The organism is uncultured Halomonas sp. (genome assembly GCF_947501415.1).
In the GTDB taxonomy this organism is placed as follows: Bacteria; Pseudomonadota; Gammaproteobacteria; order Pseudomonadales; family Halomonadaceae; genus Halomonas.
This window is the reverse complement of the sequence record NZ_CANMVL010000028.1, coordinates 54,569-76,611: the sequence shown is the minus strand read 5'-3', so window position 1 is coordinate 76,611 and position 22,043 is coordinate 54,569. Positions and strand designations below refer to the sequence as shown.

21 protein-coding genes and 1 riboswitch are annotated in these 22,043 nt (G+C 63.8%); of the genes, 12 read left to right on the top strand and 9 right to left on the bottom strand.

Annotated features, from left to right (window positions below; genetic code table 11):
• Nucleotides 1-39: 39 nt before the first annotated feature.
• Complete coding sequence (locus tag Q0894_RS14540; protein ID WP_299236643.1) at nucleotides 40-423, bottom strand: TolC family protein; 384 nt, start codon at nucleotides 421-423, stop codon at nucleotides 40-42.
• Nucleotides 424-788: 365 nt separating this feature from the next.
• Here Q0894_RS14540 and Q0894_RS14535 point away from each other — a divergent pair, with 365 nt between their 5' ends.
• From Q0894_RS14535 to nth, 5 genes are all read left to right on the top strand, one after another.
• A complete protein-coding gene (locus tag Q0894_RS14535) occupies nucleotides 789-1,070 on the top strand; it encodes a hypothetical protein (protein WP_299236642.1) in 282 nt (93 codons plus the stop codon).
• 134 nt (nucleotides 1,071-1,204) lie between these two features.
• On the top strand, nucleotides 1,205-2,686 hold the full coding sequence (thiI, locus tag Q0894_RS14530) for a tRNA uracil 4-sulfurtransferase ThiI (RefSeq protein ID WP_299236641.1): 1,482 nt from the start codon (nucleotides 1,205-1,207) through the stop codon (nucleotides 2,684-2,686).
• 101 nt (nucleotides 2,687-2,787) lie between these two features.
• On the top strand, nucleotides 2,788-4,824 hold the full coding sequence (metG, locus tag Q0894_RS14525) for a methionine--tRNA ligase (protein ID WP_299236639.1): 2,037 nt from the start codon (nucleotides 2,788-2,790) through the stop codon (nucleotides 4,822-4,824).
• A gap of 6 nt (nucleotides 4,825-4,830) precedes the next feature.
• Complete coding sequence (locus tag Q0894_RS14520) at nucleotides 4,831-5,619, top strand: RnfABCDGE type electron transport complex subunit B (protein ID WP_299236637.1); 789 nt, start codon at nucleotides 4,831-4,833, stop codon at nucleotides 5,617-5,619.
• Nucleotides 5,620-5,847: 228 nt separating this feature from the next.
• Nucleotides 5,848-6,483: an endonuclease III gene (gene nth / locus Q0894_RS14515; protein WP_299236635.1), complete on the top strand. Its 636-nt coding sequence runs from the start codon at nucleotides 5,848-5,850 to the stop codon at nucleotides 6,481-6,483.
• Between the two features lie 30 nt (nucleotides 6,484-6,513).
• Here the strand turns inward: nth and Q0894_RS14510 are convergent, their stop codons facing one another.
• The 4 genes from Q0894_RS14510 to Q0894_RS14495 all read right to left on the bottom strand — a co-directional run bounded on the left by Q0894_RS14510 (nucleotide 6,514) and on the right by Q0894_RS14495 (nucleotide 10,379).
• A complete protein-coding gene (locus Q0894_RS14510; RefSeq protein ID WP_299236633.1) occupies nucleotides 6,514-7,521 on the bottom strand; it encodes an ArsA family ATPase in 1,008 nt (335 codons plus the stop codon).
• Between the two features lie 7 nt (nucleotides 7,522-7,528).
• Nucleotides 7,529-7,834, bottom strand: coding sequence for a cory-CC-star protein (locus tag Q0894_RS14505; protein ID WP_299236631.1), 306 nt, complete (start codon nucleotides 7,832-7,834; stop codon nucleotides 7,529-7,531).
• A gap of 26 nt (nucleotides 7,835-7,860) precedes the next feature.
• Nucleotides 7,861-9,537 carry a carbon starvation protein A gene (locus tag Q0894_RS14500; protein WP_299236629.1) on the bottom strand — a complete coding sequence of 559 codons (1,677 nt, stop codon included), beginning with the start codon at nucleotides 9,535-9,537 and terminating at the stop codon, nucleotides 7,861-7,863.
• A gap of 161 nt (nucleotides 9,538-9,698) precedes the next feature.
• A complete protein-coding gene (locus Q0894_RS14495; protein ID WP_299236626.1) occupies nucleotides 9,699-10,379 on the bottom strand; it encodes a glutathione S-transferase in 681 nt (226 codons plus the stop codon).
• Between the two features lie 326 nt (nucleotides 10,380-10,705).
• On the opposite strand from Q0894_RS14495, the gene Q0894_RS14490 reads away from it, so the two are divergent.
• The 4 genes from Q0894_RS14490 to Q0894_RS14475 are packed head-to-tail and all read left to right on the top strand — an operon-like array spanning nucleotide 10,706 to nucleotide 16,126.
• A complete protein-coding gene (locus Q0894_RS14490; RefSeq protein ID WP_195687185.1) occupies nucleotides 10,706-11,077 on the top strand; it encodes a response regulator in 372 nt (123 codons plus the stop codon).
• Nucleotides 11,077-13,137, top strand: a complete 2,061-nt coding sequence (locus tag Q0894_RS14485; protein ID WP_299236622.1) for an exonuclease domain-containing protein — start codon at nucleotides 11,077-11,079, stop codon at nucleotides 13,135-13,137. Before Q0894_RS14490 ends, Q0894_RS14485 begins: the two co-directional genes overlap by 1 nt.
• 28 nt (nucleotides 13,138-13,165) lie before the next feature.
• Nucleotides 13,166-13,375, top strand: coding sequence for a hypothetical protein (locus Q0894_RS14480; RefSeq protein WP_299236620.1), 210 nt, complete (start codon nucleotides 13,166-13,168; stop codon nucleotides 13,373-13,375).
• Between the two features lie 3 nt (nucleotides 13,376-13,378).
• The gene (locus tag Q0894_RS14475; RefSeq protein WP_299236618.1) at nucleotides 13,379-16,126 is read left to right on the top strand and encodes a sensor histidine kinase; all 2,748 of its coding nucleotides are present in this window, start codon (nucleotides 13,379-13,381) and stop codon (nucleotides 16,124-16,126) included.
• 154 nt (nucleotides 16,127-16,280) lie between these two features.
• On the opposite strand, the gene Q0894_RS14470 is transcribed toward Q0894_RS14475, so the two are convergent.
• From Q0894_RS14470 to Q0894_RS14460, 3 genes are all read right to left on the bottom strand, one after another.
• Nucleotides 16,281-17,408 carry a DUF294 nucleotidyltransferase-like domain-containing protein gene (locus tag Q0894_RS14470; protein ID WP_299236616.1) on the bottom strand — a complete coding sequence of 376 codons (1,128 nt, stop codon included), beginning with the start codon at nucleotides 17,406-17,408 and terminating at the stop codon, nucleotides 16,281-16,283.
• Nucleotides 17,409-17,425: 17 nt separating this feature from the next.
• Nucleotides 17,426-17,746 (bottom strand): HlyU family transcriptional regulator, encoded by a 321-nt coding sequence (locus tag Q0894_RS14465; protein WP_299236614.1) that lies wholly within the window; start codon nucleotides 17,744-17,746, stop codon nucleotides 17,426-17,428.
• 90 nt (nucleotides 17,747-17,836) lie between these two features.
• On the bottom strand, nucleotides 17,837-19,057 hold the full coding sequence (locus Q0894_RS14460) for an argininosuccinate synthase (RefSeq protein WP_132041204.1): 1,221 nt from the start codon (nucleotides 19,055-19,057) through the stop codon (nucleotides 17,837-17,839).
• 176 nt (nucleotides 19,058-19,233) lie between these two features.
• Here Q0894_RS14460 and rnt point away from each other — a divergent pair, with 176 nt between their 5' ends.
• Nucleotides 19,234-19,902, top strand: coding sequence for a ribonuclease T (rnt, locus tag Q0894_RS14455; RefSeq protein ID WP_299236611.1), 669 nt, complete (start codon nucleotides 19,234-19,236; stop codon nucleotides 19,900-19,902).
• 122 nt (nucleotides 19,903-20,024) lie between these two features.
• Here the strand turns inward: rnt and Q0894_RS14450 are convergent, their stop codons facing one another.
• A complete protein-coding gene (locus tag Q0894_RS14450) occupies nucleotides 20,025-20,360 on the bottom strand; it encodes a Grx4 family monothiol glutaredoxin (protein ID WP_132041206.1) in 336 nt (111 codons plus the stop codon).
• Between the two features lie 164 nt (nucleotides 20,361-20,524).
• On the opposite strand from Q0894_RS14450, the gene argF reads away from it, so the two are divergent.
• Both argF and Q0894_RS14440 read left to right on the top strand, forming a co-directional pair.
• Nucleotides 20,525-21,451, top strand: a complete 927-nt coding sequence (argF, locus tag Q0894_RS14445) for an ornithine carbamoyltransferase (RefSeq protein ID WP_161422615.1) — start codon at nucleotides 20,525-20,527, stop codon at nucleotides 21,449-21,451.
• Nucleotides 21,452-21,529: 78 nt separating this feature from the next.
• On the top strand, nucleotides 21,530-21,835 hold the full coding sequence (locus tag Q0894_RS14440) for a hypothetical protein (RefSeq protein WP_299236607.1): 306 nt from the start codon (nucleotides 21,530-21,532) through the stop codon (nucleotides 21,833-21,835).
• Nucleotides 21,836-21,901: 66 nt separating this feature from the next.
• A riboswitch (TPP riboswitch) is annotated at nucleotides 21,902-22,022 on the top strand.
• The last annotated feature ends 21 nt before the right edge of the window (nucleotides 22,023-22,043 follow it).

The following is a 22,043-nucleotide window of genomic DNA, read 5'->3' as shown; positions in this document are numbered from 1 at the left end:
AGGTGCATATCGCTTGGAAGTGTTCATGGCTCCATCCTCTCAAGGTTTGGAGCCTCCGGGAATCCCGGTACGGTTCAACTTCATCTCGTAGCTTCCGCTTTTGGAGAAGCCTGGACCAGGCTCGCCTTCGCGATACTCACGGCCAGTGCCGGCGCTGACATCAACAGTGGGCAGGTAGCCCCCAAATGCAACATCCACATCATCATCGGCAGCACGCAGCTCGTTCCAGACGGCCTGCACCTCAGGGTTGGTAGTGAGTGCCTGCCGCACCGCATCGGCGAGGGTGGTTGACCCCGGTGCAGCAAGGCCTGGCGGCAAACTCCGAGCCACCGCGGCGCTAATCGGCATAAGAGCCAACGCAGCGCCCAGGGTAGCAACTCCGATGACACGGCGAGAGGTTGGCGAGATGAGGGTAAATTTCATGAGCTGCCTGTGTAATGGTTGCCTGAAGAGATTTCACTTCGAAATCTCGGCCTAACAAAGTTGTTGATATCGCTCGCCACGAGGCGTGCACTGCTTTTACTACGTAGCTGATGCTTTCCTGCACACCGCAAGAGCACAATCCTGGTCAGCTGCACCATCATTGCTCTCAGACTGCTGTGCAACGTGGATCATGGCCCTAACCTCAAACGCGTACACGCTGCTGGCCTATTATGACTCCACTGCCTAAGCATAGGGTTACGTTTTTTTTTAATGAAGAACAAGACCCAACAAGGAACCTCACCAGCACCCTGTAAACGTGCTATCGTCATGGCATCGACACGGCCGGTTATCACAAGGAGCACGCCATGTCCTCATCGGAAATTCAAAAGACGCGCGTCATCAACGAACTGCAGGGTTTCATAAGGAAGCTTCTGCAGGACCCCCGAATCCTCGACCAGTCGCTGGAGATCGCCCGTCGTCATGTGCCGGAGGGTAACTCTCAGGAGATCATGGCGCGCATCGCCAACGAGATCTCGGACACCACCAGCGTGCATATCCCGGAGGATCCCCAAGAGCACAGTGAAGCCGACAGGCTCTTCCTCGAGCTGCTTCGCGAGGTCGTCAACGAGGAGCAGGCTCTCTACTGAGCAACGCCCTGCCCCAATCAAGCAAGTCCCCCAGCGACGCCCGGCATCCGCCGGGCGTTTACGTGTTCGTGCATCACGACTCTGTTAGAATAACAACCCATTGATTTGACTAGAGCTATACAGCCCTCACCATCATGTACTACCTCCTCAAGCTAAGCCCCGAAATCACCATCAAGTCGCGCTCCGTTCGTCAGCACATGACGCGCTGTCTCGCCGCCAATGTGCGCAACACTCTGAAGCCTCTGGAGCCCGGCATCGGGGTGCGCGCGGGTTGGGACCTGTTGATGGTGTCGGTGCCCGAAAACGCCGACACGGCGCTGACCGATGAGATCGAGGCGCGTCTCTGTCGGGTCCCTGGTGCTCAGGAGGTTCAGGAGGTTCGCGAGGTCGACTTCGGTGACCTCAATGATGTCGCCAATCATGTCGTGCCCTGCTGGCAGACGCGTATCGCCGGTCAGCGATTTCGTGTCTCGGCCAAACGCCGCGGCCAGCACGACTTCACCTCTTCCGATCTGGAACGCCATCTCGGCGCGGCACTGCTCGCCGCCACGCCCGATGCCAGGGTAGACCTCAAGCATCCCGAGGTGAATGTGACGGTAGAGGTCGTCGAGCAACGACTGCGCCTGATCGATCGTCGCCTGCCGGGACTGGGTGGCTACCCACTCGGTCTGCAGGGCCAGGCCCTGGCGCTGATCTCCGGCGGTTACGACTCACCGGTGGCCGCCTGGCGAATGATCCGCCGCGGCATCAAGACCCACTTTCTGTTCTTCAACCTGGGCGGCCCCGAGCATGAGCGGGGCGTGCGTGAGGTTACCCACCACCTCTGGCAGCGCTACAGCCTGTCGCATCGCGTCAACTTCATATCGGTTCCTTTCGAGCCAGTGGTCGGCGAGATCCTGCGCAAGGTACCGGACGGCATGATGGGTGTGGTGCTAAAGCGCATGATGGCACGAGCCGCTTCACGCATCGCCCAGCGTGCCCGCATACCGGCGCTGGTCACCGGCGACGCCATCGCCCAGGTCTCCAGCCAGACCCTGACCAACCTGGCGCTGATCGATGATGCCAGCGACCTGCCGATACTGCGTCCGCTGCTTACCGATGACAAGCAGACCATCATCAACCAGGCGCGAGAGATCGATACCGCCCGCTTCGCCGAAGTGATGCCCGAGTATTGTGGTGTCATCTCGCGACGCCCCAACACCCGTGCCCGTCGCGACCAGATCACCGAGGCCGAGGCCGAGTTCGACTTTGCCATACTGGACGCCGTAATCGAAGCCACCGAGACCACCCGCACCGACCGCCTTGGCGAGAACCAGCACGACGCAACTGGCCACCAGGCCGGCGAGGAGGTCCCCGAAGCCCACGCGGGCGAGGATGTCAGCGTTATCGACATTCGTCCCCCGGTAGAGCGCGAGGTGGCCCCATTGGCCCTGAAGTCGGGCCAACGCCTCGAGATCCCCTTCTACGAGCTGCAGCAGCGTGCCCCGGAACTGCCCGACGACCGGCACTATTTCCTGTACTGCGACCAGGGCGTGATGAGCCGTATGCAGGCGCTGCATCTCCATGACCGAGGCCTTACCCACTTCGGTATCTATCACGCCTCCGCCAGGCGCTGAGTGGATAGGCCGGGCCTGTTGCCCATGATGATGCCGGGTGCAGCGAGACGCCATCCCGGCTACAATCGAGCATCTGATTTTCCAGGGATTCAAGAGCCGATATGTCGACGAACGCCACGCGCAAGATTCTGGTCACCAGCGCCCTGCCCTATGCCAACGGCGCGATTCACCTCGGCCACCTGCTCGAATATATCCAGACCGATATCTGGGTGCGCTTCCAGAAGAGCCGTGGCCAGCAGTGTCATTACGTGTGTGCCGATGACGCACACGGAACCGCGATCATGCTGCGCGCCGAGCAGGAGGGCATCACTCCCGAGACATTGATCGAGCGCGTCAGCCGGGAACACCAGGCGGACTTCGCGACCTTTGGCGTCGCCTTCGACAACTACCACTCGACCCATTCGGAAGAGAACCGCTACTTCAGCGAGCTGATCTACACTCGCCTGCGCGACAAGGGCCATATCGCGACCCGCGACATCGAACAGATGTACGACCCGGTGAAGGGGCTCTTCCTGGCCGACCGCTTCATCAAGGGCACCTGCCCATCGTGCAAGACCGACGATCAGTACGGTGACAACTGCGAGGCCTGCGGGGCCACCTACACCCCAGCGGAGCTGATCGATCCGGTGTCGGCCATCTCCGGCGCCACCCCCGAGGTGCGCAGCTCCACCCACTACTTCTTCAAGCTGCCCGACTTCGCCGACTTCATGCATGGCTGGATCAATGATGGTCATGTCCAGCCCCAGATCCGCAACAAGCTGATGGAGTGGTTCGAGGCCGGATTCAACGAATGGGATATCTCGCGTGACGCCCCCTACTTCGGCTTCGAGATTCCCGATGCCCCGGGCAAGTACTTCTACGTCTGGCTCGACGCCCCGATCGGCTACCTGGCCAGCTTCAAGAACCTCTGCGACCGCGAGGGCATCGACTTCGACAGCTACTGGAAGAGGGATAGCGACGCCGAGGTCTACCATTTCATCGGCAAGGATATCGTCTACTTCCATGCCTTGTTCTGGCCCGCCATGCTGCATGGTGCCGACTTCCGCACCCCGACGGCGGTAAACTGCCACGGCTTCGTGACTGTCAACGGCGCCAAGATGTCCAAGTCCCGTGGCACCTTTATCAAGGCCGCCACCTATGCTGACCACCTTAACCCGGAATATCTGCGCTACTACTTCGCCGCCAAGCTCACCTCGCGGGTCGACGACCTCGACCTCAACCTCGATGACTTCGCCGCGCGGGTCAATAGCGACCTGGTAGGCAAGGTCGTCAATATCGCCAGCCGCTGCGCCGGCTTCGTCAAGAAGCTGGGTGGCGGCAAGCTCTCCGCCCACTGTGCCGAGCCCGAGCGCATCGCCCGCTTCATCAGCGCCGGCGACGAAATCGCCGAGCAGTTCGAGACCCGCGAATTCGGCCGCGCCATGCGCCTGGTAATGGAGCTGGCTGATGAGGCCAACACCTATATCGCCGAGGCAGAGCCGTGGGTACTGGCCAAGCAGGAGGGGCGCGAGCAGGAGGTGCTTGATATCTGCTCGGTCGGTATCAACCTGTTCCGTCAGTTGATGGTCTATCTGGCGCCGGTAGTCCCGGCCATGGCCGAGCAGGCCCGTGGCTTCCTCAAACTCGACTCCCTCGACTGGCATAGCCGACACGAGCTGCTGCTCGACCACGAGATTGCCAAGTTCAAACCGCTGATGACCCGAGTGGAGAAGGATAAAGTCGACGCCATGATCGAGGCATCCAAGGAGGACCTGGTGGAAGAACAGAAGCTCAAGGAGACCCCCAGGGGGCCCCTGGCCGAGGAACCGATCGCCGAGGAGATCTCCTTCGACGACTTCATCAAGGTCGACCTGCGCATCGCACGCATCGCCAAGGCGGAGTATGTCGAGGGCGCCGACAAGCTGCTCAAGCTGAGCCTGGATCTGGGCGGCGAGAGCCGTACGGTCTTCTCGGGCATCCGTGCCGCCTATGCCCCCGAGGCACTGGAGGGTCGTCTCACCGTGATGGTCGCCAACCTGGCGCCGCGCAAGATGCGCTTCGGCGTCTCGGAAGGCATGGTGCTGGCCTCGGGCAACGACGAGGGCATCTATCTGCTCTCGCCGGACTCCGGCGCCGAGCCCGGCCAACGGGTGACCTGAGCCACCGTGAGTCATGATGACCTGATCGAGGCCATCGATGCCCTGCTGCCCCAGACCCAGTGCGGCAAGTGTGGCTTCGATGGCTGTCTGCCGTATGCCAAGGCGATCGCCGAGGGCGAGCCGATCAACCGCTGCCCCCCGGGCGGCGAGCAGACGCTCACTCGGTTGGCCACCCTGACCGGCCAGCCCGAGCAGCCTCTGGCGGAGCCCGCCCAGCTGCCCCTGGCCGCGGTGATTCGCGAGGCCGAATGCATCGGTTGCACCAAATGCATTCAGGCCTGCCCGGTGGATGCCATCCTCGGGGCGGCCAAGCGCATGCACACGGTGATTACCGACGAGTGTACCGGCTGCGAGCTTTGCGTGGCACCCTGCCCGGTGGACTGCATCGACCTCGTGCCTCACCCCGCCTGGGCGTCTGCCGAAAGCGATACGGAGCGCGACGCCTACCTGGCGCGCCGCGCCGAACTGGGCCGCCGACGCCACCGCACCAGACAGCAGCGCCAGGCCCGGGAGGCCCGCGACAAACGACTCGAGCGCCAGAGGCGGCTGATGCAACAGCGGCGCGCCGCCGCCGGCAAGGAGACTAGCGGCTCACCCGGTGGCAGCGCAGTCATCCAGCGCCAGCGCCGGATGGCCTTCAAGGCCGCCGAGCAGGCCCTGAAGCGAGTACAGCAGCAGCTGGAGAGCGCTCGCCGCCGCGGCGACGACAAGGCCGAGACCACTGCCCTGGCCCAGCTGCCCGAAGCCGAGCGGCTGCTTGCCGAGGCCAGAAGCGCGCTGGACAAGAGCGAGTAAAGCTAGTCCCTGTCCGAAACCACGAACAAAAGCCAATCAAAACCAAACCGGACCCGCGGTTTTACTGCCAAGGGTAGGGGCCCCGGGGACAGGTCGAAGAGGAGGTCCTACGCCAAGGAAGGCGTCGGTAGCGTACAGGGACGTATTCACAGCGCCTCCTCGCAGACCTGTCGCCGGGTAAGCCCCGGATAGTGCTGCAACGCCGCCTTTCCATCGCCACGGAATGCCATGAACGCCCAGAAACGTTACGAGATCTTCACGCGGTTGCGTGAACACAACCCCCACCCCACCACCGAGCTCCACTGGGAAACCCCCTTCGAGCTGCTGGCCGCGGTGCTGCTCTCCGCCCAGGCGACCGATGTGGGCGTCAACAAGGCCACCGCGCGGCTCTTCCCGGTGGCCAATACTCCCCAGGCGATCATCGAGCTGGGCCTCGATGGACTCAAGGAACACATCAAGACCATCGGCCTCTACAACACCAAGGCCGTGAATCTGATGAAGACCTGCCATCTACTGGTGGAGAAGCACGGCGGCGAAGTCCCCGGAACGCGCGCCGCCCTAGAAGCGCTGCCCGGCGTCGGGCGCAAGACCGCCAACGTAATCCTCAACACCGCCTTCGGCCAGCCCACCATCGCCGTGGATACCCATATCTTTCGGGTATCCAATCGAACCGGCATCGCCAAGGGCAAGGACGTGGTCGAAGTGGAGAAAAAGCTGCTGCGCCACGTACCCAGGGAGTTCCGTCAGGATGCCCACCATTGGCTGATCCTGCACGGCCGCTATACCTGCATCGCGCGCAAGCCACGCTGCGGCAGCTGCGTGATCGAGGACCTGTGCGAGTTCAAGGAGAAGACCGAGCTCTAGCGAGACGCCATGGTTTTAACGCCCTGGCACCTAGAAGCCTTCCGCTTCGAGACGCTCAGCCAGCTGCTCGAGAATCTCGATGCCCTGCACATCTGTGGGTAGCCACGGCAGCCGCGGGCGCGGCAGATGCCCCAGCTCCTCGTCGATGCGCCTCAGATAAGTGGCCTCCTGCTCGCGGCGTGCGTTAAGGAAGTCACCGTCGGCCTCCGGGGGAATCACCCGATTGACGAGAGTGCCCGCTACCGGCACATGGGCCTCTTCCAGGGTCGCCACCGCGCGCGCCGTCTCGAGGATCGGCAGTCGCTCCGGGGTCATCACGAAGAGGAAACCGGTCTCGTCCGGATTCTCGATGCGTCGGCGCGCCTGATGAAACAGCCGCCGTCGCTCCATCAAGGTCCTGGCCACATCGCGTGTCTTCTCATCGAGGTCCGCCAGCCCATCCTCATGGGGGTCATCGAACGGCGTCGAAACATCCTTGCCGCGCTTGGGCGCCAGATGTGACAGCACCTTGCCCAGCTCCTCGGACTTGCGATTATGGGCAAGCAGTCCATCGGTCCAGGCCGCCATCGCCTCGGGCAGCGTCAACAGACGCAGGGTATGGCCGGTGGGTGCCGTATCGAAGATGATCAGGTCCCACTCTTCCGAATCATCGGTGATCAGGCGCGACAGCCGTTCCAGCAGTGCCGCCTCCTGAGTGCCCGGTGACTGCCGGGTCAGGCGCATCTGACGCTCGAGCTCGGCCATCATCTCCGGTGCCGCATAACGGCGCATCTGAGCGGTGACACGGGTCAGGTGGGCCTCCACCTCGGCATCCGGGTCGATCTCCATGGCATCGAGATTGGGCAGCAGCCGCCGAGGCACATCACTCAGCTCACGATCGAAAACGTCGCCCAGGCTGTGCGCCGGATCGGTGGAGACCACCAGCACCCGCCGCCCACGGCGGGCCGCGAGCACCGCCAGGGCCGCGGCAACGGTCGTCTTGCCGACCCCACCTTTGCCACCCACCCAGAGCAGACGTTTTTCCAGAAGTTCTTTCATTGAACCCTCAACAACATTTGAAGTGGTCGAGTGGCGAGCGTTCCATTCCCATGCGTTGGTGCCAGTCGTGGAAGCGCTCCAGCAACAGGGGCTGCAGCTCCAGGGTGTAGTAGGCCGCCGGATTGGGAACTCCCATCATTTCGGAGAACACCAGCAGCATGAACAGGTCGTCCTCGTCTCGACGGGCGCGGGCAATCGCGCCCCGGTAGCGAGAGGAGTAGACCTCCTCCGCGAAGAAACGGGCCTGGCTAAGCCAGGCCCGAATCCGTTCGAGACGAGCCGCACGACACTCCTCCTTATGGTCGTCGCTCATCCTGTGACTCCTGAAAGGCTCACCATTTACTTTTGCTGGGCAGGGGCCTCGCTCTTGATCCGCTTGAGAGCCGACACGCACTCGAGCGAAACCAGTATGGCCGCGACCAGCACCACGAGATCCAGCACCAGCAGGAAGTAGTTGCCCTGCTCGAAGAAGCTGCGCAGCTGCAGCAACAGCGCGATGATGGTGACCACCAGCAAAAAGACCAGCGGTGCCAGGGTGAACCACATGGGTCGACCCAGGCGCACCAGCATCACGGTGACCACCAGCAGCGACAGACCGGCCAGCAGCTGGTTGGTGGTGCCGAACAGCGGCCAGATGATCAGCCCGCCGGAGCCATCCGCTCCACCCGCGCCGAAGGCCAGCAGCAGGCAGCTGCCCACCGCCAGCAGGGTGGCGATCGCCGGCTTCTGCATCCAGCGCTGCTGATAGATCTCGCCCCACTCCTGGAAGATATAGCGCTGCAGGCGCAGGCCGGTATCCATGGTGGTGCCCGCGAACAGTGCCGCCATGACGGTCAACAGTGTCGCCGCGGTGGCTTCGGGCAGGCCCACGCCGTTGGAGATGATGAAGGCTCCCCCCTCAACGAAGGCGTTGACGCCCCCCTGACCGAAGGCGGTGTACATCGCCTCCCAGTCGGCAAAGGTCGCAAAGCCGGCGGTCGCCGCGAGAATGGCGGCCAACGCCAGCATGCCTTCACCCACGGCCCCGAAGTAGCCGACGAAACGTGCGTCGGTTTCCTTGTTGAGCTGCTTGGAGGTGGTACCGGATGACACCAGGCCATGGAAGCCGGAGATGGCGCCACAGGCGATGGTCACGAACAGCAGCGGAATCAGCGAGGGCGTACCGGCCGGCACATTGTCGTTGAACGCCGGCGCCACCATGCTCGGGTTAAGCAACAGAATGGCGCCATACAGCACGATCAGCCCCACGAACAGCTGCAAGCCGTTGATATAGTCGCGCGGCTGCAACAGCACCCAGACCGGCAGCAGCGAGGCAATCGCTGCGTAGCCGAAGAGCAGCAGGATCCAGATGGCGTTGCCGGAGACACCCGCCACTTCCGCCGGCATCTGCAGGGGCACCGAGGGCCCGATGCCGATCAGCGCATAGAGTGCCACCACGCCGACGATGGAGACCATCGGCAGGCTCATCTTGCGGCGATAGATCATCTGACCGATCACCAGCGCCACCAGAATGGCGCCCCACACCGGTACCACGGCACTGGAGAAGTTCATCATCAGACCGGCAATCACCACGGCGAATACCGCATTGACCATCAGCAGCACCAGGAAGATGACGATCATGAAGATGCTGCGAGCTCGCTTGCCCACCACATCACCGGTCAGGGCACCGACCGATTTGGCCCGGTTGCGCACGCTGGCCCAGATCGCTCCCGAGTCGTGAACGCCGGCAAAGAAGATGGTCCCCAGCACGACCCACAGAAAGGCCGGGAGCCAGCCCCAGATCACCGCGATGGCTGGTCCCACGATGGGCGCCGCACCAGCCACGGAAGTGAAGTGGTGGCCCCACAGCACATATCGGTTGGTGGGCACGAAGTCGATGCCGTCCTCGTATTCGTGGGCCGGCGTCTTGAAGTCGGGGTCGAGTCGATAGATCTTCTCGGCGATGAACTTCGAGTACACGAAGTACCCGGCCGCCATCGCGGCAAGACCCAGGACCATGACGAGAATGGCACTCATGGCACTCTCCTAGCAGTGGACGAGACAAGCAGTTACAAGCTTTCGGTTACTGGATGATCTTCGTCTCTTATGTGCGCGACGTCCATATCACGAGCCATCGAAGCCACTCAGGTGCGACGAAAGTGGTACCCACCATCGACACTGCCCGGCTCCTGTCGGCCCTACCCCAGGCCGAACTCGCCGATACGATCCACGGTGCGTCGATAGGCGTCGCGTTGACGACAGGCATCGAGAAAGTCGACCAGTCGGGGAAAGTCGACCAGCCCGCCGCGACTTTCGAGCGCCAGCAGGGGAAAGCTCATCTGAATATCGGCGGCACTGAAGGACTCGCCCGCGAACCATGGCCCTCGCGACACCAGTTCCTCCGTCCAGAACTGTGCAAGGCGACGGATCTCCGGCCCCAGATACTGCTGCTCCACACTGCGGGCAAAGAGCCGGCCCAGCGGGCGTGCCAGGGCCCGCACCGGCGGCTGCCCGAGCCGCGAGAATACCAGCCGCATGACAAGCGGCGGCATGGCCGAGCCCTCGGCATGGTGCAGCCAGAAGCGGTAACGCTCATGTGCCTCGCTGCCGGGCAACGGGGCCAGCCGGGCCTGCGGATCATGATGCTCGACCAGGTAGTCGATTATCGCACCGGACTCGGCCAGCACCCGTTCGTCGCGGCCCAGATCACGAATCAGCGGCGCCTTGCCCAGCGGGTGAAGCTGGCGCAGCGACGCCGGCGCCAGTTGAGTCTCGGGGTCCCGCGAATAGCAGACGACCTCGAAGTCGATATCCAGCTCCTCGAGCAGCCACAAGACCCGTTGCGAGCGAGAGTTCTCCAGATGGTGCAGCTCGATCATGCGCATATCTCCGACTGGAAATGAAGGAAAACAGGAAGAGAAAAAGACACAAGGCCTTGTTTGAAAAGTCGGCGAGCGAAGGTTAGACAAGGCAAAAATCGGCGAAAAGACGGACCGGGCTCGCGCACGAGTTTACGGAGTGTAAATGAGTACTTTGAGTCGATCTTTAACCCCGTATAGCCGAGCGCAGCCAGTTTTCGGACAGAGCCTGAGCCCCACCGTAGCACGCCCCGCTATCGCCGCCTTGTGCCAAGGTCGTCTTTGCCCGCCCATCAACAGCCACTTAGACTGATAGCAACAATGATCATAATGACCTGGAGTGCGTCATGGCCAAAGTGTTAGTGGTAGACGATGAGCCGAATATCGTCCTTTCACTGGAGTTTCTGATGCAGCAGGCCGGCTTCGAAGTGGTCACCGCGGAGAATGGCGAAAATGCCTTGGCGCGGGTCGCGGAGGGGGCGCCGGACCTGGTATTGCTGGATATCAGCCTGCCCGGTATCAGCGGCTTCGATGTTCTCGAACGCCTGCGTGGCGATCCGGCCCATCGCCGCCTGCCCATCATTATGCTCACCGCCCATGGGCGCGAGGTCGAGCGCGAGAAGGGCCTCGCGCTGGGCGCCGATGACTACGTCACCAAGCCCTTCTCGACCCAGGCACTGGTGGAGAAGGTCAAGACCCTGCTCGCCGAGGTGTCCTGATGAGTCGCCGGCTCTCCGGTCTGCCTCGCCGTCAGCGGCTGATCGGCCTGTGGCTGCTGCTCAGCGGCATCAGCATCTTCGGTGGTGCCACCTTCGCGCTATGGCTCGACACCCTATTCCAGCCCCGGGGGATCGCTCGCCTGGTACTGTGGGCAGGCTGTTTCTCGGGGGGCGCCACCATCTTCATGGTCGGCCTGCTGCTCGAACGCCAGCTTTTCACGCCGCTTCGCCACCTGCAGGTGCAGCTGGCACGCCTGGTGGCCAACCCGGACGCCCGGGACGACTATCCCCCGGAGGGCTGGCTACGTGCCCTTGGCCCCGATCTGGTGCGGGTTCGCGAGGCGTGGCGCACCGACCGCTCCCGGCTGGCCACCGCCCACGCCGAAGGCGCGCGAAGCGCGGCACGCATACGCCAGGAGCTCGAGACCCTGCTGCAGGTGCTCGAAACGCCGCTCCTGCTATGCGACCACCACCGTCGCATTCTGCTGTTCAACCAGGCTGCCGAGACACTGTTCGAGGATCACGCAAGCCTTGGCCTTGGCAAGCGTCTCGAGGCCCTGCTGCCCGCCGTGAGTCTTCAGGATGCCCTGAGCCAGTTACCGTCCAATGGCGCCCCTCGCGAGGTGCTGGTGCCCAGCGGCGAGCGCTGGCTGCGTGCCACATTGCGTCGGGTACCCGGCAGCCATGGCGAGACCATGCTGACTCTTGTCGACACCACCGCCGCCTGGACCAGCGAGATGGGTGCCCGTGCCGAACTGCTCGATGGCCTGCCGCGGCTACGTCGCCATGGCGCCAGCCTGACCAGTGCCGCCGACGCCCTCTCTGCATTGCCCGAAGGCGCCGGCGAGATGCGCCGACGGCTTGAGCGAGTGATCGCGGAGGAGAGCCAGGCACTGGGGGAGGATATCGATGGCCTCTCGACCCTGATCGAGCGCATGCAGCAGGAGGGCGAGCGACTGGTCCCCCTGTGGTCAAATGACCTCTGGGCCAGCCTCAACGAGCGGCTACCGACGACACGCCAGCTCACCGCGGTCGGCATGCCGGCCTGGCTGAAGGGCGATGCCAGTGCCCTGCTGGTGCTATTGGGCTCACTGCTCGACACGCTGGCGTCGACGCTGGGCGATGTCCCCCTGGAAGGCGAGGTATGCCTGGGTAACAAGCGGATCTACCTCGATCTGATCTGGGAGGGCAAGCCGCTTGCCGAATCAAGGCTGGGCGAGTGGCAAAAGCAAGACCTGGAGGCGCTACCCTTCACGCCCCGAGTGGCCGACGTGCTGCATCAGCATGATAGCGACGTCTGGAGCCTGGCCGATGACGATGGGCGGCATGCTCGGCTGCGCCTGCCCTTTCACGCCGCGGGGCGGGTCGGGGCACCGCGCCCGACACTTCCGCCACGCCCCGAGTTCCACGACTTCGGCATCGCCGACCTGCCGGCGCCCGATGCAGAGCTGGCCGCCCGACCACTCCGCGCCCTTGAGGTGGTGGCCTTCGACACCGAGACCACCGGCCTGGAGCTGCGCCGCGGCGATACCGTGATCAGTATCGGCGCCTGCCGGGTGGTCAACGCGCGACTGCTGGCCAGTGAAACCTTCGACCTCTACGTCGATCCGGGAAAACCGATCCCCCCGGCCAGCACCGCCATTCACGGCATCACCGATGACGCCGTCACCGGCGCCCCACCGCTCTCGGTAGCACTGCCTCGCTTCCGCGATTATGTGGGAGACGCCGTTCTGCTGGCCCATAATGCCGCCTTCGACCTACTGGCCCTGCAATCACCTGGGGCCGGCATCGCGCTGGACATGCCAGTACTCGACACCCTGCTGATCTCCCGGGCGCTGGATGCCAGCCTCGATGGCCATGACCTCGACAGCCTGGCCGAACGCTATGATCTCTCCTTCCCCCCGGGCACTCGCCACACCGCCCTGGGCGATGCCCGCGTCACCGCCGAGCTATGGCTGTCGCTGCTGCCCCGTCTGGAGGCCCGCGGCGTCGACACCCTCGAGAAGGCCCTGACACTGCAGAACAGTGCACTGAGCAAGGAGGACGCCTGCGCCTCATGACGACCACACCCGATCGGAGCGTCTTGCCATGCTGAGCGTACCGCGCCGCCGCGAGCGCCTGCTGGCATTGATCATCCTGGCCGCGCTGCTGTTCACCCCGCCCCTGGTACTGGTGCCAGACCGGGCCATGACGATCTCCTGGCTACCGCTCTATCTGTTCATCGCCTGGGGGCTCATCATCGGGCTGACGGCCTGGCTGATGGAGAGCCCGAGCCCCCGCAAGCCACCTGGGGAGTAGATGATGCGCAGCGACATCGTGGTGCTCAGTGTCGCCTTCGGCTACCTGGCACTGCTGTTCCTGATCGCCGCCTGGGGTGACCGACGCGCCGAGCAGGGCCGCTCGATAATCGGCTCGCCCAACGTGTATGCGCTCTCCATCGCCGTCTACTGTACCGCCTGGACCTTCTACGGCAGTGTGGGGCGCGCCGCTCAGTTCGGCCCCAGCTTTCTGCTGATCTACCTTGGGCCGACCCTGGCGATGCTGATGGCCCCCTTTCTGATCCGCAAGATGGTGCGTATCGCCAGCGCCCAACGCATCACCTCGATTGCCGACTTCATCAGTGCCCGCTACGGCAAGAGCTCGGGCCTCGGGGCCCTGGTGGCACTGATCGCCCTGATCGGCATCACGCCCTATATCGCCCTGCAGCTCAAGGCGATCACCGTCACCCACGCGGTGCTGGTGAACTACCCCGATGCCGGCGACCTGCGACTGGCCGACGAGCCCTTCTGGCTGGACAAGTCTTTCTGGGTAGCGCTGGTGCTGGCCGTCTTCATCATCCTCTTCGGCACTCGCCACCTGGATGCCAGCGAGCGCCACGAGGGCATGGTGGCCGCCATCGCCTTCGAATCCCTGGTCAAGCTGGTGGCCTTCCTCTCCGTGGGTATCTTCACGGTTTTCGTGCTCTTCCAGGGCCCCGGTGATCTCTTCGCCCGTGTCGCCACCACGCCTGACCTCGCCAGCCGCCTCGGGATGGATGCCGTTCCCGGCACGAGTACGGCCTGGTTCGGCATGCTGGTGCTGGCCTTTCTGGCATTTCTCACGCTGCCCCGACAATTCCAGGTGCTGGTGGTGGAGAACGTCGACGAGCGCCACCTGGCCCGCGCCAGCTGGCTCTTCCCGCTCTATCTACTGGCCATCAACCTGTTCGTGATCCCCATCGCCATGGCGGGCCTGTTGCTGATGGGAGATGCCGACCCCGACCGCTTTGTGCTCACCCTGCCGCTCTCTGCCGATCTGGAGGGGCTGCCGCTGCTGGTCTTTATCGGTGGCCTCTCGGCGGCGACCAGCATGGTCATCGTCGAGACCATTGCGCTCTCCACCATGGTCAGCAACCAGCTGATCATGCCGCTGCTGCTGCGCACCCGTCGACTGCACCGCAGTGCCAGCGGCGAGCTGGCCGGCTGGTTGTTGGGCATTCGCCGGGTGGCAATCGTGCTGATACTGCTGCTGGGCTACCTCTATCATGCGCTGGTCGGCGACGCCTACAGCCTGGTGACCATCGGCCTGGTCTCCTTCGCCGCGGCCTGCCAGTTTGCCCCCGCCATGCTGATTGGCATGTACTGGCGAGGCGCGCATCACCGAGGCGCCGCCCTGGGGCTGATCGCCGGCACCCTGATATGGGCCTGGACCCTGCTGATCCCGGGCTTCGCCCAGTCTGGCTGGCTCGACGCCACCTTCCTCGAGCAGGGGCCCTTCGGCATCGCCTGGCTGAGGCCCTACGCACTCTTCGGCCTGGAGGGTTGGGACATCTATACCCACTCCCTGCTCTGGAGCCTGACCGCCAACCTCGGCCTGCTGGTCGGGGTCTCGCTGTTCAGTCGTCAATCACCGCTCGAGCAGACTCAGGCGGCGCTATTTGCCGAGGCCATGCACCCAAACCTGCTGGAGACCTCTCTATGGCACGGCCAGACCACCCGCGGCGAGCTGCGCACCCTGCTCGATCGCTATCTGGGCACGGGAACGACCGCCCGGGTCTTCGCCGATACCGAACCCCAGACGAGTGATGCCGAACAGCCGGCCACCCCGGCCCAGATCGCACGCGCCGAACAGGCGCTCTCCGGGGCGCTTGGGAATGCCTCGGCACGGGTGCTGATCAACTCGGTAGTACGCGGTGAAGCACTTGACCTGGAGTCGATCCTCAGCATCCTCGATACCACCTCCGAGACTCTGGAGATCAACCGGCGCCTGGAACAGAAGTCCAGCGAGCTGGCCCAGGCCAGCGAGGAGCTGCGGGCCGCCAACGAGCGACTGCGGGAGCTCGACCGCTTGAAGGACGAGTTCGTCGCCATGGTCAGCCACGAGCTGCGCACCCCACTTACCTCGATCCGCGCCTTCGCCGAGATACTGCGCGACAGCGACAACCTGCCTGAAGAGAAGCGAGTGCACTTCCTCGATGTGGTGGTCAAGGAGAGCCAGCGACTCTCACGACTGATCGAGGAGATCCTCGACCTGGCACGCCTGGAGAGCGGACGCCTGACGCTCAACCCTCAACCCCTCGACCTGGTGGCACTGGTGCGTCACAGCGTGGATGCGGTGCATCATATGCAGGTAGACCGGGGGGTGACACTGGAGATGGTGGTTGATCTGGAGCAGGCCCGGGTCATCGGTGACCCGGATCGCCTGGAGCAGGTGATCATCAACCTGCTCGACAACGCCGGAAAGTTTGCCGACGAGGAGGATGCACGAGTTCGACTCAGCCTGCTGCCACACAAGCGTCATTACCGCCTGATGGTGGAGGACAATGGCCCCGGGATCGGCGAGGAGGAACGCGAACGAGTGTTCGAGAAGTTCCACCAGATCCAGCGCGTCGATGCAGCGCCAGACAAGCGTCATGGCCGCCCGCGAGGCAGCGGTCTGGGCCTGCCCATCAGCCGGGGTATCGTGGCCCATCTCGGTGGACGTCTATGGGTGGAGGAGGCCCCCCATCTCGGAGGGGCCTGCCTGATCATGGAGCTTCCGGAGGCGCCGGCGGGTTCGTCGGAAGCGTAAGCCATGCCCGGCTTCGCCGAGAGCGGTACGCCATACGCTTTATGCTGTACGCCCCCTTGGACCAGGTTATTCCGGCCTATGGTGGGTCCCACGCCCCGATTCACAACGTAAGGCTTATAGCGTACGGCTTATAGCTCCCCAAGGGGGCTTCGGGCTAGCCCCGGCGCGCGCGGCGCTGCAGCGCCCGTATCTGCTGCAGGTCGTGTCGCAGCAGCAACCGCTGGTCCTTGCCGAGGCGTGCCATATCTACCCAGCCGTCGGCAGCACGACCGGCGGTGAGATTGTGGCACTGCTCATGGAGCAGCAGTGCCTGCAAGCGCCCATGGGCAGCGGTGAGCTCACGGCAGTTGTCGGCCCCCAGCTTGCCCCTGGCAACCAGTGCAGCGAGCCGCCGCCGGGTATCGGTCTCGCGCACACCATATCGCAGCGACATGAGCCTTGCCGCGGCAACCAGTGGCAGGATGGCCTGATGCTTGAGGTTGATAGCCCGCTCGTGGGGTGCCCCTTCCAGTGACCCGGCCAACCGGCCGAGGCGATCCAGCGCCACCGGCTGCTCATCGAACAGCGCCCCCATCTCGTCGAGGAAGAGACCCGCCGCCGGAAGGCGCGCCGCCACCCAGTCGCTCAGCGCCTCGGCGAGGGACTCGTCACCGAAGACCGAGGTGAAATCAAGCAGGATATTGGCCTGCTGGACGCGCTTGACTCGTCGGTCGGCGCTCCATATCTCGAGCTGGCGCTGCCACTCCGAGAGGCGCTTGCGCCACATCGGCCAGCGCGCCATGACATGGCCACTGCACAGCGGAATCCCCGCGCGATCGAGCCGCTCGCTGAAGCGCTCGCCCAGCGACTGGAAATAACCGTCGATCTCGACATGCCGGGCATCCGGATACTCGTCGATGATCATGGCATTGTCCTGATCCGGGGCCAGCAGGCTCTCGTGGCGGCCCCCGGAGCCCAGCACCACAGCACAGTACGCCACCGGCGGCGCGCCCCACCCCTGTCCCTTCATCTCGATCTCGGCGAGACGAATGGCACGACGGTAGAGCCAGGCGTTATGGTCGCTGATCAGTTGGGCGATCCGCCAGGCAGGCAGATCGAGACGCCACAGGGCCTGCACGAGGGTGGGCTGCCAGGCGTGGGCGTCGGCCAGGTCGGGATGGGGCCCCAGGTCGACCAGGGCATCGCGCAGGGGCGCGAGAAGATCGGGCAGGCTGGCGGGATCCGGCAGGGTCGCCCCGGCAAACAGATCCCGCCATGGTGAGGCACGATGCAGAAGGCGCACGACTCTACTCGCCAGGACTAGCGAGCGAACATGTCGTCGCCCATCTCGTCGATGAAGCGCTGCGCCTTGCTGACCATCAGCTCGTCGCAGGCCTCGCGGCCGGGCACCATATCAGAGCGTTCGAAGCGGTGCTCGAGCACCTCATCCTCGTCCTCTTCGCCATCCCCGCTCAGCGGCCGACGGATCCAGCCGCTGACGCGGTATTGGCCACCCTCCTGGGCCGGCTCGGAGACAATCAGATAGCCGTTATGCTCCACCGGCTCGGCGGCCGGAGCATGGCCAGAGGGGCCATCGTCATCGCCGGCACCGAACAGCCCCGAGAGAAGCTTCTTGAACATGACAAGCCTCCTACTAGTACCTAGACCTAGCACCCACGATCCTTGCGGAATGCATGCCGGTGGAGCGCCCGCAGGCGCCCCACGGCGGCATCAGTCCTGCTTGCGTCCCTTGCCGGCGGCAATACGCAGGCGCAGGGCATTGAGCTTGATAAAGCCTTCGGCATCCTTCTGGTCGTAGGCGCCGGCATCATCCTCGAAGGTCGCGATGGACTCGTCGAACAGCGACTGATCGGACTGGCGACCGGCGACGATGACGTTGCCCTTGTAGAGCTTGAGGCGAACCACACCCGAGACATTGCGCTGGGTCTCGTCGATGGCGGCCTGCAGCATGCGACGCTCAGGGCTCCACCAGTAGCCGTTATAGATGACCTCGGCATACTTGGGCATCAGCTCATCCTTGAGGTGGGCCTCTTCACGGTCGAGCGTCAGCGACTCGATGGCGCGGTGTGCCTTGAGCATGATGGTGCCTCCGGGCGTCTCGTAGCAGCCGCGAGACTTCATGCCGACATAGCGGTTCTCGACGATATCGAGACGGCCGATGCCATTATCGCCACCCATCTTGTTGAGCTTCTCGAGCACCTCATGGGGCTTCATCGGCACCCCATCAATGGCCACGATATCGCCTTGGTCAAAGGTGAGCTCGACGTAGGTGGGCTCGTCCGGGGCGGCCTCCGGCGAGACGCTCCAGCGCCACATGTCCTCTTCTGCTTCGGCCCAGGGATCCTCGAGGATGCCCCCCTCGTAGGAGATATGCAGCAGGTTGGCATCCATGGAGTATGGCGACTTCTTCTTCTGGCCGGCGAAGTCCACCGGGATGTCGTGCTGCTGGCAGTAAGCCATCAGCTTCTCGCGGGAGTTCAGGTCCCACTCACGCCACGGGGCGATCACCTTGACGCCGGGCTTCAGAGCGTAGGCACCGAGCTCGAAGCGCACCTGGTCGTTGCCCTTGCCGGTGGCGCCGTGGGAGATGGCGTCGGCGCCGGTCTGGTTGGCGATTTCGATCAGACGCTTGGCGATCAGCGGGCGGGCGATGGAGGTGCCGAGCAGGTACTCGCCCTCATAGATGGTATTGGCACGGAACATCGGGTAGACGTAGTCGCGCACGAACTCCTCGCGAAGATCCTCGATGTAGATCTCCTTGACGCCCAGTGCCTGAGCCTTGGCACGCGCCGGTTCCACCTCCTCGCCCTGACCGATGTCAGCGGTGAAGGTCACCACCTCGCAGTTGTAGGTTTCCTGCAACCACTTGACGATTACGGAGGTGTCCAGGCCGCCGGAGTAGGCCAGCACCACCTTCTTGACATCGGACATTCGAGGAGCTCCTTTCTGATGAATACGAGAGACCTGCCAGTATAGCGCGCCAACCTGGCCTCGAATACCGCCCATCCACGGGACCTCAAGGGAGCGAGCTGCTAGACTGCGCGAATTTGAGCCGGGCCGCGGCCAGCCTGCCCGTGACATCAATGCCAAACACGAAGGAGAGGTGCATGAGCGAGGCAATCGCCCGCGACCTGATGGCACAGCGATTCCGCAGCTACCTGCCGGTGGTGGTCGACATGGAAACCGGCGGTTTCGATTCCGAGCGCAATGCGATCCTCGAGATCGCCGCGGTCACCCTGACCATGAACGCCGAGGGTTACCTGCTCCCCGAGTCGACCTATGCCTTCCACGTGGAGCCCTTTGCGGGTGCCAGCATCGAGCAGTCGGCACTGGACTTTACCGGCATCCGGCTCGACGATCCCCTGCGTCGCCAGGTGGCGGTCAACGAGTCCGAGGCGCTCAACGAGATCTTTCGACCCATACGCAAGTCGATCAAGGCCCATGGCTGCACCCGCGCCATCCTGGTCGGCCACAACTCGGCGTTCGATCACGGCTTCCTCAATGCCGCGGTGAACCGCTGCGGCATCAAGCGCAATCCTTTCCACCCCTTCTCCAGTTTCGATACCGCCTCCCTGGCCGGCCTGATGTACGGCCAGACGGTACTGGCCCGGGCCTGCCGGGCCGCCGGCATCGAATTCAACAACAGCGAGGCGCATTCGGCTCGCTATGATACCGAACGCACCGCCGAGCTGTTCTGCGCCATGGTCAATCGCTACAAGGAGATCGGCGGCTGGGACCAGACCCAGCGTGAGCAGGGGATGGAAGAAGCACCGTAAGCTGGAAATCAGTATTAAACTGCTCCCCCACACAGCAAACATCCCCGCAGCATGGCTGCGGGGATGTTTTTCTTCGAGCTCCAAGCTTCCAGGCGCAAAGCGCCGCTTTTCAGGCTTGACGCTTAAGCGTCGTCCTTGTGCTTGGCGGCCGTTTCCTTGATCAGCGTCTCGAGCTCGCCGTTCTGGTGCATCTCCATCACGATGTCGCAGCCGCCGACCAGCTCGCCCTCGACCCACAGCTGGGGGAAGGTGGGCCAGTTGGCGTACTTGGGCAGCTCGGCCCGGATATCCGGGTTATCCAGAATATTGACGAAGGCAAAGCGCTCGCCACAGGCCATCAGCGCCTGCACCGTCTGGGCGGAGAAGCCGCACTGGGGCAGCTGCGGGGTGCCCTTCATGTAGATCAGGATCGGGTTTTCGCCGATCTGGCGCTGGATGTTTTCGAGGGTGGTGCTCATGGCGTCTCCCTAAGGGTGTAGCGGACAATAGAGGTCGTGAATGCCGGCTCGATCAATACCTGATCCCGGCGGTAGGTCTTGGTGACAGCCATTCTACTGATCCATAACGCGTTGCGCATCCCCCGGCGGCTGGCTAGGATGAGCGCTTTTGCGAGGAGCACCGCATGGCCACTCGGCACTTCCTGACCCTGATGGATGCCAGCCCCGAAGAGCTGAGCAACATGATTCAGCGCGCCATCACCATAAAGAACGCGCTCAAGGTGGAAGGGCCCACCTACACTCCCTTCCCGAATCACACCATGGCGATGATCTTCGAGAAGTCCTCGACGCGCACCCGAGTCTCCTTCGAGACCGCCATGGCGCACTTCGGCGGCCATGCGCTGTTCCTCTCTCCACGCGACACCCAGCTCGGCCGGGGCGAGCCCATTGGCGACACAGCCCGCGTGCTCTCCGAGATGGTCGATATCGTGATGATCCGTACCTTCTCCCACGCCGGACTCGAGGCATTCGCCGAGGCCAGCAGCGTGCCGGTAATCAACGCGCTGACCGACGACTATCATCCGTGTCAGCTGCTCGCCGATGTGATGACCTGGACCGAGCTCCGCGGCAGCGTACAGGGCAAGACCGCAGTATGGATCGGCGACGGCAACAACATGTGCCACTCCTGGATCAATGCGGCCCGCCAGTTCGACTTCCAGCTGCGCATCTGCTGCCCAGAAGGCTATGAGCCTCGCCAGGATATCCTTGAGGCCGCCGGCGATCGCGTCACCCTGCTGCGTGACCCCGTCGAGGCCGTGACCGGCGCCGATCTGGTAACGACCGATGTCTGGGCCTCCATGGGACAAGAGGAGGAACAGGCCAAGCGTGAGGCGGCCTTCGCCGGCCTTCAGGTCAGCGAGGCACTGCTCGATCGCGCTCACCAGGACGTGCTGTTCCTGCACTGTCTGCCGGCCCATCGCGGCGAGGAGATCAGCGAGACCCTGCTCGACGATCCGCGGGCCGTGGTCTGGCAAGAGGCCGGCAACCGTCTGCATGCCCAGAAGGCACTGATCGAATTCCTGCTGCTCGGTGAGGTCCACGACGCGCCGTGACCCCCACTAGACCTTGGTCTTATCCGACCAAGGTTGTATAATGCGCCGCAGCAATTTCCACCAAGAAAGACGCGGCGCATGACTACCCCTTCAATCGACACCTTCGGGATGCAGCGCAGCCTGCGCCAATGCCTCGCCAACATGGCAGCGCTGCTCTACCGCCAGGGCCACGTGCTCGAAACCGTCACCGTTCCCCATCGCGGCCTCGACCCCACTGCGCTGGAAACGCTGAAGAGCGATAGCCGCGAATGGTCGGCCTGTCAGCGCATCCTCGAATCAAGCGAGGCCGCCACCTGGAACGACCAGCGCCGCTTCGTGCTGACCGGCATGGGGCGCGAACTGCTCTTCGACATGTTCGGAGAGGGCGCCGCCGACTGCGCCTGAATCCCGCCTGCCCCAGAAGGCCCGCCGACGCTCGATTGCGTCGGCGGGCCTTCTTGGTTATGTTGGCAGCTCTTGTCGGGGCGCCCCTCTCACCGTCATGCGGTATCAAGGGGCTGAGATCGGTATGGCCGAACCCGTTGAACCTGATCAGGTTGATGCCTGCGGAGGGAACAAGTTCGTGCCCCCAGCCCGTCCCTACCCTGCATCC